The following is a 14,615-nucleotide window of genomic DNA, read 5'->3' as shown; positions in this document are numbered from 1 at the left end:
GGGGCGGCAATGCGATGCCGCTTCGATATCGATGCTAGAGATGACGGCCGCCGGGACGGCGATGCCAGGCGACAATCGGCGGTCAGATCCGGCCATGCAGATGCGCCTTGGCCATAAGCAAAGCGCCGCCGGTTATGCCGTCAGGCGATCCGTCGCAGCGGCGCCGGTACCGCCAGCGCCTGCACAGCCAGATGCCCGGCCGCGCGCTCGGTCGCCAGCGCGATGCGGGCCTGCAACGCTGCACTGTTGATGTGCTCGCCATCGAAGTCCGCAGGCGTGGCATACACCCCGATCGGTAGCGTGTGCGCCTGCAGGAAACTGAACAACGGCCGCAGCTGGTGGTCGATCACCAGTGCATGGCGCTCGCTGCCACCGGTCGCCGCCAACAGCACGGGCGTATCCACCAGCGCCTCCAGCTCGATGAAGTCGACCAGGTGCTTGAACAGCCCCGGATACGAACCGCGATGCACCGGCGCGGCCACCACCAGCAGTTCGGCGGTCTCGATGGTCCGCAGCGCCTGCTCCACGACGGGCTCCGCTTCGTCGCGCGACAACGACTGCCCCAGCGAGCGCGCGATCGGCGCCAGCTCCACCAGATCCACACTCGCATGCACCCGCTGCTGCAACGACTCCAGCAGATGCCGCACCAGCAGCAACGTGCGCGACGTCGCCGAACTGGTCGGCGACCCCACCAATGCAACCACCTTCAATGCAGAAGACATGAACTGCTCCTCGATGATGCCGGACTACGTCCGGCCGCCGTTCGCCTTTTGTAGAGCCGAGCCATGCCCGGCGACGTTTCGCCTGAACCTCAGAACCGGTAACTGACCCGCCCATACCAGTACGCCCCGACGTTGCCCAGCACATCGCCGTTGTCCCAGGTCGTCTCGATGCTGGCCACATCGGTGGCACTGCGCGCGTACTCCGGCACCTTGCGGGTGCGCTTGTCGAACACGTTGTTGATGCCCAGCGCAGCGCTCCAGCCCGCACCCAGTTCCACCGCACCGGAGAGATTGGTCACCAGCACCGGCGGCTGCTTGTACTCCACGCCGTTGTTCAGGCGCTTGATCGGGCCGTAGTACGTGAAGTCCACATTCGAGCGCCAGCGCCCGTTCTGCCAGCCCAGCCCGGCCACCTGCGTGTAGCTCGGCGTACGGAAGCGCAGCGCGTACTCGCTGCTCTTGGTCAACAGGTTGATGTTCGGCAGCCCCTGCAGCGCCGCCGGAATGTCGCTGACCTTCTGGATGGTGGTGCGGCCCACGTTGGCCGCGTAGCTCCAGCGCAGCTTGCCCCATGCCGTTTCCTGGTTCGCTTCCAGGGTCAATTCGACGCCGCGTGTGCGGGTGTTGCCCACGTTGGTGAAGTAGCTCGCGTAGAACGCATCACCCGGCAGGATGCTGATGCCGGCCGACCCCAGCAGCGCATCGATGGTGTTCTTCTGCGCCGCACTCAGCACCGTGCCGCTGTTGTCGGTGACGCGCGCCGGGTCCTGTGCGTTGTAGCCGATCTGGCTGGACTGGCCGAGCTGGCCGCGGATGTCGATCTGGTACGCATCCACGGCCAGGTGGAAGGCCGGGCTCGGGTCCCAGGTCACGCCCAGGCTGTAGTTGGTGGCCTTCTCAGGCTTCAGCGGTGTGGCACCCAGTGCGATCGCCGCCGGCGACGACACCTGCGCCACCAGCGTGGTACCGCACGGGCAGCTGCCGGTGGCCTGGTAGTACTGCGCGCCGAGGCTGGGCGCATGGAAGCCATTGCTGACCGTCGCGCGTACACCCAACGCGTCGGTGAAGTCGAAGCGCGTGGTCAGGCGGCCCGTGGAAACGCTGCCGAAGTCGGAGTGGTCTTCCCAGCGCGCAGCGGCATCCAGATACCAGCGCGAGGTGATGTTGCTGGCCGCACCCACGTACACCGCCTTGCTGTTGCGGGTAGCCTTCACCGCGTCGGCAGTGGAATAGCCGACGAAGGCGGCCGCACCGAAGCCGGTATACGACTCCCACTGCCCTGCTCCGCGTTCGTACTGTTCGTGCTGGTACTCGGCGCCCGCGCTCACTTCCAGCGGCGAGGCGAACGCTGCCACCTCAAAGCCACGGCGCAGGTCCAGGTTGGCGATACCCTGCTGGTAGTCCAGCTTGCCGTCATAGAAATCCGTGGGCGATCCCGGGTAAGGAAGCGAGTAGTTCACCGAATTACGGGTGTAGGTGCGCACCGTGCTGCGGTTGCCGGTCAGGCTGGCGTCATAGTCCCATCCCGCGATCTGGCCTTTCACGCCCGCGGTGCCGGTGTACTGCTTCTCCTTGGTTTCCAGCACCGGCAGGAAGCCATCGGGGAACACACTCAACACGCCGGGCGCCTTGTAGGTGGTGAAGATGGTCGCCGGCAGGCGGAAGTTCTGGATCGCCTGTGCGGTGCGATCGCTGGCGGTGGCATTGGCGTAGAACTGCGCACTTTCGCCCAGGCCATGGCCCACGTTCACCGCAAAGGCCTTCAACGCGTACGACGGCGAACTGAGGATGGTGTTGGCCTCGGCATCGCGGTTGGCCTCGGCCGGGTTCGGCGCAGCACCCGCTGGCAATCGATTGTTCGGCCGCAACGCCACCAGATTGCCTCTGCCATCCACCGCCGGATAGCTCAGGTAGCCATCGATGTAGCGGCGGGTGCGGATCGCATGATGCTGGCGGGTGGTCTCGCCAGACAGGTTGACGAAGCCGTCCTGGCCCCACGGCAGGCCCACGTTGGCACGCACGCTGGTGCGCGATCCATCGCCGTCGGTGCTCTGCCCGCTTTCCACAGCCAGTTCGCCACCCTGTGCCTGTGACTTCAGGATCACATTGACCACACCGGTGATCGCATCCGAGCCATAGATGGCCGACGCACCATCGCGCAGCACTTCCACGTGGTCGATGGCTGAGACCGGAATCAGCGCCAGGTCGGCCCAGGCGTGGCCCGGAAAGCCGCCACCGTTTGCGCCACTGACGTAGGCGCTGGCATTGCGGCGCTTGCCGTTCACCAGCACCAGCGTGTAGCCCGGCGACAGGTTGCGCAGCTGGTAGCCGCGGATCAGGCTCTCCTGGTCGCTCTGGTAGCCACCGATCTGGCTGAGCGACGGCAGCGCGCGTTGCAGTGCTTCCAGCAGGTTGGCCTGGCCGGTGGCGGTGAGGTCTTCGGCGGAGATCACATCGATCGGCGTGGAGCTGTTCTTCACCGTGCGCGTACTGGTGCGCGAACCGGTAACGACCACGGCATCCAGCGTGGATGCCGCGACATTGGCGGATGCCGCCGTGGTGGCAGGATCCGCATCGGCTTCAGCGGCATGGCTGGGCGACGTGGCGAGGGTGGCCGCGATCAGGACGGCAAGAGAGCTCAGGACAGGAGTGTGGGCGGCAGGCATGGGGGCTCGTGGGGGTGGGCCGGAAACACGCTTCCATTCAAGGGCCTGTTCACCAACTGCGACAGGCATGAACGCGTCACCCAGCCGTAACATCCGGCCACCCACATGACCGCTGGTAATGAGGTTAGGCAGCGCTGGGCGCTACGCAAATGGGGTGACGATGGGCAACCGACGTTGGATGATGCGCGGCGGGCGGGCAGCCGGCGGGCTGCGGCGGGCGACAACCGACGGGTGACGGGTGACGGGTGACGGGTGACGGGCGGCGGGCGGCGGGCGGCGGGCGGCGAACGGCGAACGGCGAACGGCGAACGGCAGGGTAGAGTCGACTGTCAGTCGACTATCGCGCGCAGCGCGGCGTTTTCATCGGTGTCGCCAACAGCAGTCGACTGACAGTCGACTCTACCCAGTCGGGTGCCCCAAGCCAGACGAATGCTCCCCCGCGCACATGCTCCACAGGCATAACCTCATGCCCGCGCACCACTCCGCGCCGCGCACCTCGACCCGTAGCATCAGGCCATGCCCAGCCCACCTGCCGATCCCACCGCGCCGCTCGTCGCCATCGTTGCCTGCCACGGCCAGGGGCTGTTCGAGTTCGGTTGTGCGGTGGGCCTGTTCGCACCCGTGCGACCGGAACTCGGCGTGGCCTGGTACCGCACCCAGCTATGCGCAGGCGAGCCCGGCGCACTGCGCATGCTCGGCAGTGCGCAGGTGCAGCTGCCCTACGATCTCAGCACTGTTGATGACGCCGACATCATCGTCATTCCCGGCTGGCGCGAGCCCAGCGAGCGTCCGCCACAGGCACTGCTTGATGCACTCATCCGCGCCCACGCACGTGGCGCGCGCATCGCCTCGATCTGCTCCGGCGCCTTCGTGCTGGCATGGGCCGGTCTGCTCGACGGCCGCCAGGCCACCACCCACTGGCGCCTCACCGAAGCGCTGGCGCACGCGTTCCCGCGCATCGACGTGCGCGAGGATGTGCTGTACGTGGATACCGGCAGCATCATCACCTCCGCTGGTTCAGCCACCGGCATGGACATGATGCTGCACATGGTGCGCAAGGATTATGGCGCGCGCGTGGCCAATCTCGTTGCCGAACGGCTGGTGTTGGCGCCCTGGCGCGATGCCGGGCGCAGCCAGCGTGTCAGCCGGGCCATTCCCAACGGCGAGCCCACGCGGTTGGCGAAGCTGATGGAGTGGATGCGCCGCAACCTGCGCGAGCCACATTCGCTTGGCAGCCTCGCCGAGCAGGCCGCACTCAGCCAACGCACCCTGCAGCGGCAGTTCCTGGAAGCCACCGGCCTGTCGCCCATCGACTGGCTGATCCGCGAGCGCGTGGCCTTCGCGCGCGAACTGCTGGAAACCACCGACCGGCCGCTGCAGTGGGTCGCCGAGCAGGCCGGCTTCGGCTCGCAGGAGTCGTTCCGCCGCCATTTCCGCAGCCAGGCCGACGCCAGCCCGACCGAGTACCGCAGCCAGCATCGCAATGGCATCGGTGCCGACCGTCTGGTCGGCTGCTGAGTGCCCTCTTTCCCGGCTTTCCACGGCGCCCCCACCGCCGCAAGATAGGGGCACGCCCCACACTGCCGATGGAACGGTGATGACTGACAGCCCCTACCGGAATTACCGCGTCGGAATCGGCGTGTCGCTGCTGCTGGCCGCGCTTATCACCGCGCTCTCGCTCATCGCGGTGGCGACGCCCAACCTGGGCTGGGGCGTCGTGGCGCTGGCCACCGTCGCGATCTGGGTCGGCCTCCCCTTGCTGCTTGTCCTGCTGCTGGCGTGGCTGCGTTACATGGTGCGGCAGCGCGGTCAGGTGCCCGGCCGCGTACACGCGCTGATGTTCGTGCCGACCGCCGCCGCCATGCTCATCATTCCGCTGTGGCATTCCCTGCAGAGCAGTTGGGCCAGCCTTGGTGGCGGTTCGCGTGCCTCCATCGCAGAGCTGCACGTCAACCTCAGCGGGCAGCCGCTGTGGCTGGACACCACGCCGTATGCATCCACCGGCTCCGGCGCTGGCCCAGACCTGCCCATGCAGGGTGAAACGCCCGGGCAGTTCATGGCTTTCCATCGCTATCCCAATGCACAGTCCGATGCAGACGGAGCGTTCCCGTATGAGGACGGGCGCCTGAAGCGCTCCGTTGACCACTATCGCTACGCCACACCCTCTGGAGATCGCACTGTCACCGATGTGCCCCTGGAGCGCCAGCCGTATCCGGACACCGCCCCCTTCAATGCCGGATGGCGCCGCGCAGGCACACCGGAACTCGTGCACATCTACTACCACTACAGCGATCACGTGGAGGTCGCGCCAACACTCGCACGCCTCAGCGGCTTCACTGCCGACGATCTGGAACGCAGCCGCTTCGAAGGCCTGGTGCTGTTCAAAATCAACAACTATGGCGGTGCACCGATCGTGCGGCTGGAGGTCAATGGCACCGCACTGGACATTGGTGACAGGGCCATCGCGAGCATCCCGGACGCGCCCGGGGACTGCACGGCCTACGGCTACCCCCTCGGCGGCGCGTTGTTGTCGCTGGACGCCCCCCTGCAGGTGCGCTGGCAGACCGTCGATGCACCGACGCATTGGCACAGCGTGCGCGTGCACGTGCCTGCGTTCCGGCAGCCGCTGCCACTGCAGGGGCAATCCACGTTGCAGCGCGTCCTGCTGTACGTACTGCCCGACGGCACGCTGGCCGCCGAACGCTACGCCGAGCTCTTCGAGGACGACAGGCTGCGCGGCATCAAGGCCACCGGCCTGCCCGCCAGTGCGGCCACCCATGCGGTGTGTGGCAGCGCCCGCGCGAGCTACCGCGAAGGTGCCGACACCGTATTGGCCGACTGATCCGCGGGGCACGCAGGCTCGGTCTTGATGCCATCTCTCCGTCGCTACGCTCGCCGGGCATGGCCCGGCGCTACCTGACGCAGCTTTCCCGGTAGCGCCGGGCCACGCCCGGCGAGGCCTAGTCCTCCTGCACCAGCTTGAACTCGCGCAGCAGGCCACCGATCTGGGTCTTGTCCAGCTTGTTCATCAGCAGGTTGCGCAGGAACGCCGGCCCGGGAATATCCAGTTCCTTGCCATCGCGCAGCCGTCCGGTCGCGGCCAGCAGCGAGCGCACGTCGTAGGTGGAATTGAACACCTCCGGCACGCCGCGTTCGATATCCAGCAACGTGTACACCGCTTCCATCGGCGTGCGCACCGAGTACTCGGTGGTGAAGATGCAGTCGCGCTGCTTCGATTCGGCGAACTGGCCGATGAAGGCGAAGTTCACCGCCCCCTCCGGCACCACATCCGGGCGGTCACCGGCCTGGCGCGGCATGAAGAACGCGGTGATGTACGGCATCATCACCGGCACCGTCTTCGCGCTGGTCGCGGCCAGCTCGTCGATCTCTTCCACCGGCACGCCCAGGTGGTACAGCCACTCGCGGGTGATCTCCTCTCCGGTACAGTCCTGCATCGGCTTCTTCACGTAATCGCCGGGCGTATCCACGAACAGCGAATACACCCAGACCACGATCTGGTCCTTGGGCTGGTTCTTGAAATGTGGCTGGCGGTTCACCGTCCAGCTCATCAGCCAGCGCGAGTCGCGCACGCTGACGATGCCGCCGGTCACCACCTTGCCGCTGAAGGGATCGCGCTTGGCGATCTTCTGGATGTAAGCCGGAATGCGCGCATCCAGCGTGGTTACCGTCGCCGATTCCCACTTGGTCTCCGGGATATGCGCGCCAAACACGTCCGGACGCCCGAACGCTGCATCCTTCGCGGCAATGCGTCGCCACAGGTCCCAGGCCGGTGCCGGGCCTTCGTTCAAGCGCGCCGCGGTGTGGTGGTCGCCGTTGTCCGAGTTCTCGGTCAGAGAACCGATGGTCATGAACAGCAGATCGTCCGCGCTCAGATCTACGCCACCAGCCACCCCGTCACGAACCCAGTGGATGCGCGTGGCCTGCTTGCGGCCCGGCTGCAGATCGAAGTCGACGTCGGTCACCTCGGTGCCGTACTGGAACACCACGCCCTGGTCCTGCAGCCACTTCACCAGCGGCAGCACCAGCGATTCGTACTGGTTGTACTTGGTGAACTTCAGCGCCGAGAAGTCCGGCAGGCCGCCAATGTGATGGATGAAGCGATGCAGGTACAGCTTCATCTCCAGCGCCGAATGCCATTCCTCGAACGCGAACATCGTGCGCCAGTACAGCCAGAAGTTGCTGTCCAGGAAATCACGGCCGAGCACTTCGTTGATGCGCTTGTTCTCCATCTCCTGCCGGGTAGCCAGGAACAGCGCGATGATGTCCTTCTGCGCCTGCTCGGTCAGCGTGAACAGGCCGTCGGTGTGCGCATCCTCGCCGCGGTTGATGGTGGCGCGCTGCAACGAATAGTTCGGGTCGTCCTTGTTCAACCAGTAGAACTCGTCCAGCACGCTGGCGTCGTCGATCTCCAGCGAGGGGATCGAGCGGAACAGGTCCCACAGGCACTCGAAATGGTTCTCCATCTCGCGGCCACCACGGATCACGAAACCCTTTTCCGGCACCTTCAGGCCATCCAGCGCGCCGCCGGCAATCTGCTGCTGCTCCAGGATGGTGATGCGCTCACCGGCCATGCGCCCGTCGCGTACCAGGAACGCCGCACCGGCCAGCGAAGCCAGGCCCGAGCCCACAAACCAGGCGCGCTTGCCATCCACACCGGCCGGCTTGCGCGGGCGCGCGAAGGCTTCGTAGTTGCCACTGCTGTAGTACATGCACTGCTCCTTCCTGGAGGGGGTCCACCCCACTCTAGCGCCGAACCCGTGTCCCTCATGCTTCAGCCCGCCTGCGACCCAGTGACGCAGTAGTGCCAGACCATGCCTGGCAGATCCCCTCCACACCGATGATTGACATGCAGGCATTTGCCTGCATATATTCCTCCCAAGGACGGCACCCGCCCGCCCATCGCGAGGAACCTGCAATGGTGGATATCGCACACAGGGTCGGCATCAAGGCCCCCGCAAGCCAGGTGTACCAGGCCCTGGCCACCCCCGAAGGCGTCGCCGGATGGTGGGCCGAAGACACCCACGGCGACCGCGAGGTTGGCGGCACGGTCAAGGCGCGTTTCACCAACAACGGCCAGGAAATCGGCGCCATGGAAATGAAGCTGGAACAGCTCATTCCAGGCGGGCTCGTGCTCTGGCGGTTCCTCGCCGGTCCCGCCGAATGGATCGGCACCCACGCGCGCTTCGTGCTGAAACAGGAAGGCGACTACTGCATCGTGCTGTTCACCCACGAAGGCTGGAAGGAACGCGTCGAGTTCACCTCCCACTGCAGCACCAAGTGGGCGGTCTTCTTGATGAGCCTCAAAGCCCTGCTGGAAACCGGCAAGGGCCAGCCCAACCCACACGACATCAGGATCGACAACTGGAACTGAAGACGCCCCGCATGAATGCAGACAAGGTGTTCAAGGCCCTGGCCGACCCCACGCGCAGAACGCTGCTGGACCTGCTCTGCGAAGACAACGGCCAGACCCTGGGCCAGCTCTGCGAGCACCTGGACATGGCCCGGCAATCGGTCACCCAGCACCTGGGCCTGCTGGAAGACGCGAACCTGATCAGCACCGTGCGCCGAGGCCGCGAGAAGCTGCACTTCATCAACCCGGTGCCGCTGCATGAAGTCTACGAGCGCTGGGTACGCAAGTTCGAGCAGCAGCGCCTGAGCCTGCTGCATGACCTGAAACGAGAACTGGAAGGAGAATGACGATGTCCGCAGAGACCACCCGCTTCATCCACGTGATCTATATCGCCTCCACGCCACAGAAGGTGTTCGAGGCCATCACCCGCCCCGAGATCGCCAGCCGCTACTGGGGCCATGAGAACGTCTCGGACTGGAAGCCCGGCTCGCGCTGGCAGCACGTGCGCGCCAACGAAACGCGCTCGGTCGAGCTGGTCGGCGAAGTGGTGGAGAGCACCCCGCCCTCGCGGCTGGTCATCACCTGGGCCGCCGCCTCGCAGGCCGACAACCCGGACGCCTACAGCCGGGTGACCTTCGAGATCGTGCCCTACCAGGACATGGTGCGGCTGACCGTTACCCACGACGAGCTTGAACCCGGCAGCGGCATGGATACCGGCATCCGCCAGGGCTGGCCGATCGTGCTGTCCAGCCTGAAGTCGCTGCTGGAGACGGGCAAGGGGCTGGATGTGTTTGCCAAGCCGAACTAACGCGGTACTGGCGCGTGGCCACCCGCGCGCCTACAGCGCCACGCTGCCAATCAATCGGCACAGAAACGCGGTCGCGGCAAACGCGGCCGCAAACGAGAACAGCCAATGGGTCTCCGCTGAAAGCAGCCGCTTACCCGCCGCATCCAGCAGCCCAGCATCCCGGAGCCGGAACTGGCGGCGAAGCAGCAGCATGCACAACCCGATCAGCGCCAGCAGTGGCAGCCACGCGAATACCAGCATGGTCAAGCTGCCCGCAGACGCGCGGCCCGCACTGTAATGGCCAATGAAGGCACTGAAAGCCGCTTGGTTATCCTGCGGCAGGAAGACCAGCAACAACGCCGCAATACCGAGCACGTACAGCACCGCATGCCGCAGCCGCCAGGACCATGGACACTTGATGGCCGGTGCCGGCGGTGCATCCTCCGCTCCGAAGCGGAAGGCCACCCGATCGCGCTCCTGCGCGCTGCGCCGGAACCCACGCAGGAAGCCGTAGTGCAGCGCCGGCAGCAGTACCAGCGACAGCAACACCACGAAGCTGGCATTCAGCGCCGTCGCAGCGCCATCCTCGTTGTCACCCAGCAGCATTGCCAGACCGAACCAGCCGGCGAAGAACACGCTGAACCCGGTCATCAGCAGCACGCCCGCCACCAGCCAGCGGCGCCAAGGGGCCACCGCCATCCATGCATGCAATGAAACACCCGGTTCCGGCCTGTCTTCCATTCCCTTCCTTCCTGCGCCGCGGCGCCCTGCCGGCGTCCACCCTACCCGCTATCCGCCACTCTGCGCCAGCGCCCACAACTGCCCTGCCCGCGCGCGCCGTGGACTGACCCGCCTGCGCCCCCATGCTAGGGTGTAGCGGCCCTTCGTTGCATACCCATTGGTCATGTCACTGCCACTGGTCCGCCTGCCCTCGCTCGATCTGGTCCGCGGCTTCGTTGCCGTCGGCCGCCGCATGAGCATCACCCTCGCCGCGCAGGACCTGTGCCTTACCCAGTCGGCAGTGAGCCGGCAGATCCATGCGCTGGAGGAACTGCTGGGCGTGAAGCTGCTGCTGCGCGGGCATCGCTCGCTCAGCTTCACCGCCGAAGGCGAGCGCCTGTTCCGCAGCGCCGACAGTTCGGTGCAGCAACTGCAGGATGTGCTGGGCGAAGTCAGCCCGCGCGGCCGCGCGCGCCCGGTCACCCTCAGCGCCAGCATCGGTGTCACCGGCCTGTGGCTGCTGCCTCGCCTGAGCCGTCTGCAGGCCCTGCACCCGAACATCGACCTGCGCGTCTCCGCCGACAACCGCGTGGCTGACCTGCGCCGCGATGGCATCGACCTGGCCATTCGCTATGCCCCTGCGCAGGCCGTACCCGAAGGCGCCCTGCGCATGTTCGGGGAATCGATCGCACCGGTGATGCGCGCCACGGCAGAGACACCGCCGCTGCGCTCGGCAAAGGCAGTGGCCGGGTTCACCCTGCTCGAATTCGACGACCCACCCCACCCGTGGCTGCAGTGGGCGGATTGGCTGGACGCCCAGGGGTGGGCCGGGGCCAAACCGAAGGCGATCCTGCGCTTCAATCAGTACGACCAGGTGATCCAGGCCGCACTGGCTGGCCAGGGCATTGCACTGGGGCGCCTGCCGCTGATCCAGCCTTTGCTGGACGAAGGCCGGCTGATGCAGGCCCAGGTTGCGACGCCCCCACACGAAACCTCGCACGCATACTGGCTGATCCAGGCCGAGTCGCACCCGCGCGGAGAGGTGCAGCAGGTGGCGGCCTGGCTGCAGCAGGAGTCGGCCAGCGCCGGCCCCTGACAACTACGCTTCGCATGCACCCAACGCATGTGAAGCGACCGAAATAGCGTTTGAGCCCGCCGTCGCGCGGGCGCCCAATGCAGGTCGTTCCCCCACGGAGCCCCCGCATGAACGCCGCTGCATTGTTGCCCTCCCCCCGCCGCGTCACCGCGCCCGCGCCCGCGCTGTCTGTTGCGGCCCCATTGAACTATCTGCAGGCGAACGGCAGCCGGCCTTTCAGCTATGCCTGTCCTCCGCCGGAGGGCACGCCATGGGAAAGCCACGCGTACACGCCCACCTGGATGCCGATCAACGATGCGCGGCTCGCGCAGGGCCAAACCTCCATCCATCGCGAGGGCTTCGAGCTGTGGGATGCCCCCACCGCCGTGCAGGACTTCCAGGATGACGCGCAGATCCGCAGCCTGTACTACGCCGAGTCCGCCGCGCTGGCACTGACGGTCACCGGCGCACGCTGGGCGCACGTGTTTGACCATCTGCTGCGCCGGCGCGAACCCAGCCGCGATGCGGTGTCCTTCGGGCGCCAAGGCAGCGATGGCCGCGCCGCCGTCAACGGACGCATCCACAACGACTACACCGAGGCGTCCGGCCGCGCGCGCCTGGCACGCGTGCTGGGTGAAGACGCCGCCACCCAGGTAAAGCGTTTCGCCATCGTCAACATCTGGCGCGCCATCAACGGCCCGGTACGTGACACGCCATTGGCCGTGTGCGACGCCCGCTCGGTGGCCGCACAGGACCTGGTCGACAGTGACGTGCGCTACCCGCGCCGTGTGGGCGAGATCTACCACGCCGTGCATGCACCGCAACACCGCTGGTCGTACTTCTCGCTGATGGCCCCGCACGAGGCGCTGGTCTTCAAGCAGTACGACTCGCAACCGGAGGGTGTCGCCCGCTTCGTGCTGCATACCGCGTTCGACCTGCCAAGGATTCCAGCCGATACACCGCTGCGCGAGAGCATCGAACTGCGCTGCCTGGTGGTGTTCGAATGAAGGCCCCCATCGAAATCTGGTTCGACTTCGCCAGCAACTACAGCTACCTCAGCGTGATGCGCATCGAGGATGCTGCACGCCAGGCCGGACGTGAAGTGCACTGGCGACCGTTCCTGCTCGGCCCGATCTTCCAAGCGCAGGGCTGGAACAATTCGCCCTTCGTGCTGCAGAAGGCCAAGGGCAACTACGTCTGGCAGGACATGCCCCGGCAGTGCCGCAAACATGATCTGCCCTGGCAGAAGCCCAGCGTATTTCCACGCCTTTCGCTGCTGGCCGCGCGGGTTGCACTGTACGGTGCCGGGCAAGCATGGATCGGTGCCTTCTGCCGCCAGGTGATGACACTGAACTTCGCCGAGGACCGCAACATCGCCGATCCGCAGCTCATCAACGAGGTACTGAGCGGCCTCGGCCTGGATGCTCCGGCCATCATCGCCGCGGCACTCTCGGAGCAGAACAAGCAGGCCCTGCGCGCGCAGACCGAACAGGCCATGGCCCGCGGCATCTTCGGCGCGCCGACATTCTTCGTTTGCGAAGCAATGTTCTGGGGCGATGATCGACTGGTGGATGCACTGGCCGACGGCTGAACACCAGCCCCACACTCACCCTCACCGAACCCGGTTCCGACCGCGCTCCGACGCCCGCCGCCACAGCATCACCCGCAGGCTCCCCAGGCGACGTTCGATGCCTGCTTCAGACGCAGATTCCCTGCACAGCAAAGTGGCGGCGGTCACCCTCGGCTTCTGGGTGATGAAGATCGCCGCCACCACCCTCGGCGAGACCGCGGGCGACCTGCTGTCGATGACACTCAACCTGGGCTACGTGGCCAGCTCGGCCATCCTGCTGGCGATCTTCGCCGCCCTGCTGGGCATGCAGCTGTCGGCACGGCGCTTCCACCCGGTACTGTTCTGGTCGGTGGTGCTGGCCACCAGCACCGCCGGCACCACCATCTCCGACCTGCTCGACCGCACGCTCGGCCTGGGCTACGCCACCGGCGCCAGCCTGCTGGCCGGCTGCCTGGCGCTGGTGCTGCTGGCCTGGCGCATGTCGGAGAAGTCGATCTCGGTCAGCAACATCGCATCGCGCCGCGCCGAAGGCTTCTACTGGACCGCCGTGCTGTTCTCCAACACGCTCGGCACAGCGCTGGGTGATTTCCTCGCCGACGATTCTGGGCTCGGCTTCACCGGCGGCGCGCTGCTGATCGGCAGCCTCATCGCGCTCACCGCACTGGCCAGCCGCCTCAAGGGCATCAACCGGGTCATCCTGTTCTGGATCGCCTTCGTGCTCACCCACCCGTTCGGCGCCACCTTCGGCGATCTGCTCACCAAGCCGCTGGAAAAGGGCGGCCTGGGCTTCGGCACCGTGGGTTCGTCGCTGGTGCTGTTCACCATTCTGGTAACGCTGGTGGCGCTACCGATGTTGCAGCGGCGCACGCAACCGGCACACTAACGGGCCGTCCAGCCCCCATCCACCGGCAGCGCCGTACCGGTGATCTGCGCTGCCGCGTCCGAGGCCAGGAACACCACCATCTCGCCCAGCTGCTCGGGCGTCACGAACTGCAACGAAGGCTGCTTCTCGGCAAGCAGCGCACGTGCAGCGGATTCCTGATCCGTGCCTTCCTTCTGCGCCAACGCGGTGATCTGTTGCTCGACCAGCGCGGTTCGCACCCAGCCCGGGCAGATGGCATTGGCGGTGATGCCGGTGCCCGCATTCTCCAGCGCGGTCACCTTGGTGAACCCCACCACGCCATGCTTGGCCGCCACATAGGCCGACTTGTTCACCGAGCCGACCAGCCCGTGCACCGACGCGATGTTGATGATGCGGCCGGCGCCCTGCTGCTTCATGTGCGGCAAGGCCGCCGCCGTTGCATGGAACACCGCCGACAGGTTCAGCGCCAGGATCGCATCCCATTTTTCGACCGGGAATTCCTCGATCGATGCGGTGTGCTGGATGCCCGCGTTGTTCACCAGGATGTCGATGCGGCCCATCTTCGCAACGGCGTGGTCGATCAGTCCGCGCACCGCCTCGCCGCGCGACAGGTCGGCGCCGTCATGCGCCACTCGCACACCGAACTCAGCTTCCAACCGCGAACCAATGCGCTCGATCTCCGCCGCATCGCCGAAGCCGTTCAGCACGATATCGGCACCTTGCCGCGCCAGCGCCGTGGCGATACCAAGACCAATACCGCTGGTGGAACCGGTAACCACCGCAACCTTTCCAGAGAACATGGGCGAGCTTCCATCGGGCATGGGCCACCAGTGTAGCGTCAC

At 66.3% G+C, this 14,615-nt stretch carries 14 protein-coding genes; 9 read left to right on the top strand and 5 right to left on the bottom strand.

Annotated elements, in window-relative coordinates; genetic code table 11:
- Window positions 1-140: 140 nt before the first annotated feature.
- The gene (gene msuE / locus ACZK29_RS09090) at window positions 141-722 is read right to left on the bottom strand and encodes an FMN reductase (protein WP_478446953.1); all 582 of its coding nucleotides are present in this window, start codon (window positions 720-722) and stop codon (window positions 141-143) included.
- Between the two features lie 89 nt (window positions 723-811).
- Complete coding sequence (locus ACZK29_RS09085; RefSeq protein ID WP_478446952.1) at window positions 812-3,388, bottom strand: TonB-dependent receptor plug domain-containing protein; 2,577 nt, start codon at window positions 3,386-3,388, stop codon at window positions 812-814.
- A gap of 516 nt (window positions 3,389-3,904) precedes the next feature.
- On the opposite strand from ACZK29_RS09085, the gene ftrA reads away from it, so the two are divergent.
- Together ftrA and ACZK29_RS09075 are read left to right on the top strand one after the other, a co-directional pair.
- A complete protein-coding gene (gene ftrA, locus ACZK29_RS09080; RefSeq protein WP_478446951.1) occupies window positions 3,905-4,906 on the top strand; it encodes a transcriptional regulator FtrA in 1,002 nt (333 codons plus the stop codon).
- Between the two features lie 79 nt (window positions 4,907-4,985).
- On the top strand, window positions 4,986-6,230 hold the full coding sequence (locus ACZK29_RS09075; protein WP_478446950.1) for a hypothetical protein: 1,245 nt from the start codon (window positions 4,986-4,988) through the stop codon (window positions 6,228-6,230).
- A gap of 118 nt (window positions 6,231-6,348) precedes the next feature.
- Here the strand turns inward: ACZK29_RS09075 and ACZK29_RS09070 are convergent, their stop codons facing one another.
- Complete coding sequence (locus ACZK29_RS09070) at window positions 6,349-8,118, bottom strand: oleate hydratase (RefSeq protein WP_478446949.1); 1,770 nt, start codon at window positions 8,116-8,118, stop codon at window positions 6,349-6,351.
- A 206-nt stretch (window positions 8,119-8,324) separates the two neighbouring features.
- Between ACZK29_RS09070 and ACZK29_RS09065 the strand changes: the two genes are divergently transcribed.
- The 3 genes from ACZK29_RS09065 to ACZK29_RS09055 are packed head-to-tail and all read left to right on the top strand — an operon-like array spanning window position 8,325 to window position 9,567.
- Window positions 8,325-8,780: an SRPBCC family protein gene (locus ACZK29_RS09065; RefSeq protein WP_478447077.1), complete on the top strand. Its 456-nt coding sequence runs from the start codon at window positions 8,325-8,327 to the stop codon at window positions 8,778-8,780.
- A gap of 11 nt (window positions 8,781-8,791) precedes the next feature.
- Window positions 8,792-9,106, top strand: a complete 315-nt coding sequence (locus tag ACZK29_RS09060) for an ArsR/SmtB family transcription factor (RefSeq protein ID WP_005416268.1) — start codon at window positions 8,792-8,794, stop codon at window positions 9,104-9,106.
- Window positions 9,107-9,108: 2 nt separating this feature from the next.
- A complete protein-coding gene (locus ACZK29_RS09055; protein WP_478446948.1) occupies window positions 9,109-9,567 on the top strand; it encodes an SRPBCC family protein in 459 nt (152 codons plus the stop codon).
- Between the two features lie 30 nt (window positions 9,568-9,597).
- Here ACZK29_RS09055 and ACZK29_RS09050 read toward each other — a convergent pair whose 3' ends face one another.
- On the bottom strand, window positions 9,598-10,197 hold the full coding sequence (locus tag ACZK29_RS09050; RefSeq protein WP_313299086.1) for a hypothetical protein: 600 nt from the start codon (window positions 10,195-10,197) through the stop codon (window positions 9,598-9,600).
- Window positions 10,198-10,450: 253 nt separating this feature from the next.
- Here ACZK29_RS09050 and ACZK29_RS09045 point away from each other — a divergent pair, with 253 nt between their 5' ends.
- From ACZK29_RS09045 to ACZK29_RS09030, 4 genes are all read left to right on the top strand, one after another.
- Window positions 10,451-11,362 (top strand): LysR substrate-binding domain-containing protein, encoded by a 912-nt coding sequence (locus ACZK29_RS09045; protein ID WP_478446947.1) that lies wholly within the window; start codon window positions 10,451-10,453, stop codon window positions 11,360-11,362.
- A 107-nt stretch (window positions 11,363-11,469) separates the two neighbouring features.
- On the top strand, window positions 11,470-12,348 hold the full coding sequence (locus ACZK29_RS09040) for a CmcJ/NvfI family oxidoreductase (RefSeq protein ID WP_478446946.1): 879 nt from the start codon (window positions 11,470-11,472) through the stop codon (window positions 12,346-12,348).
- Window positions 12,345-12,932, top strand: a complete 588-nt coding sequence (locus ACZK29_RS09035; protein ID WP_478446945.1) for a DsbA family protein — start codon at window positions 12,345-12,347, stop codon at window positions 12,930-12,932. Before ACZK29_RS09040 ends, ACZK29_RS09035 begins: the two co-directional genes overlap by 4 nt.
- Window positions 12,933-13,029: 97 nt before the next feature.
- Window positions 13,030-13,794, top strand: coding sequence for a COG4705 family protein (locus tag ACZK29_RS09030; RefSeq protein ID WP_478446944.1), 765 nt, complete (start codon window positions 13,030-13,032; stop codon window positions 13,792-13,794).
- On the opposite strand, the gene ACZK29_RS09025 is transcribed toward ACZK29_RS09030, so the two are convergent.
- Window positions 13,791-14,573, bottom strand: a complete 783-nt coding sequence (locus tag ACZK29_RS09025) for a 3-hydroxybutyrate dehydrogenase (RefSeq protein WP_478446943.1) — start codon at window positions 14,571-14,573, stop codon at window positions 13,791-13,793. The genes ACZK29_RS09030 and ACZK29_RS09025 overlap by 4 nt on opposite strands.
- Between the last annotated feature and the right edge of the window lie 42 nt (window positions 14,574-14,615).

This window comes from Stenotrophomonas sp. 89682_Sma (assembly GCF_056481405.1).
The sequence above is the reverse complement of the archived record's forward strand: the minus strand, read 5'-3'. Positions and strand labels throughout refer to the sequence as shown.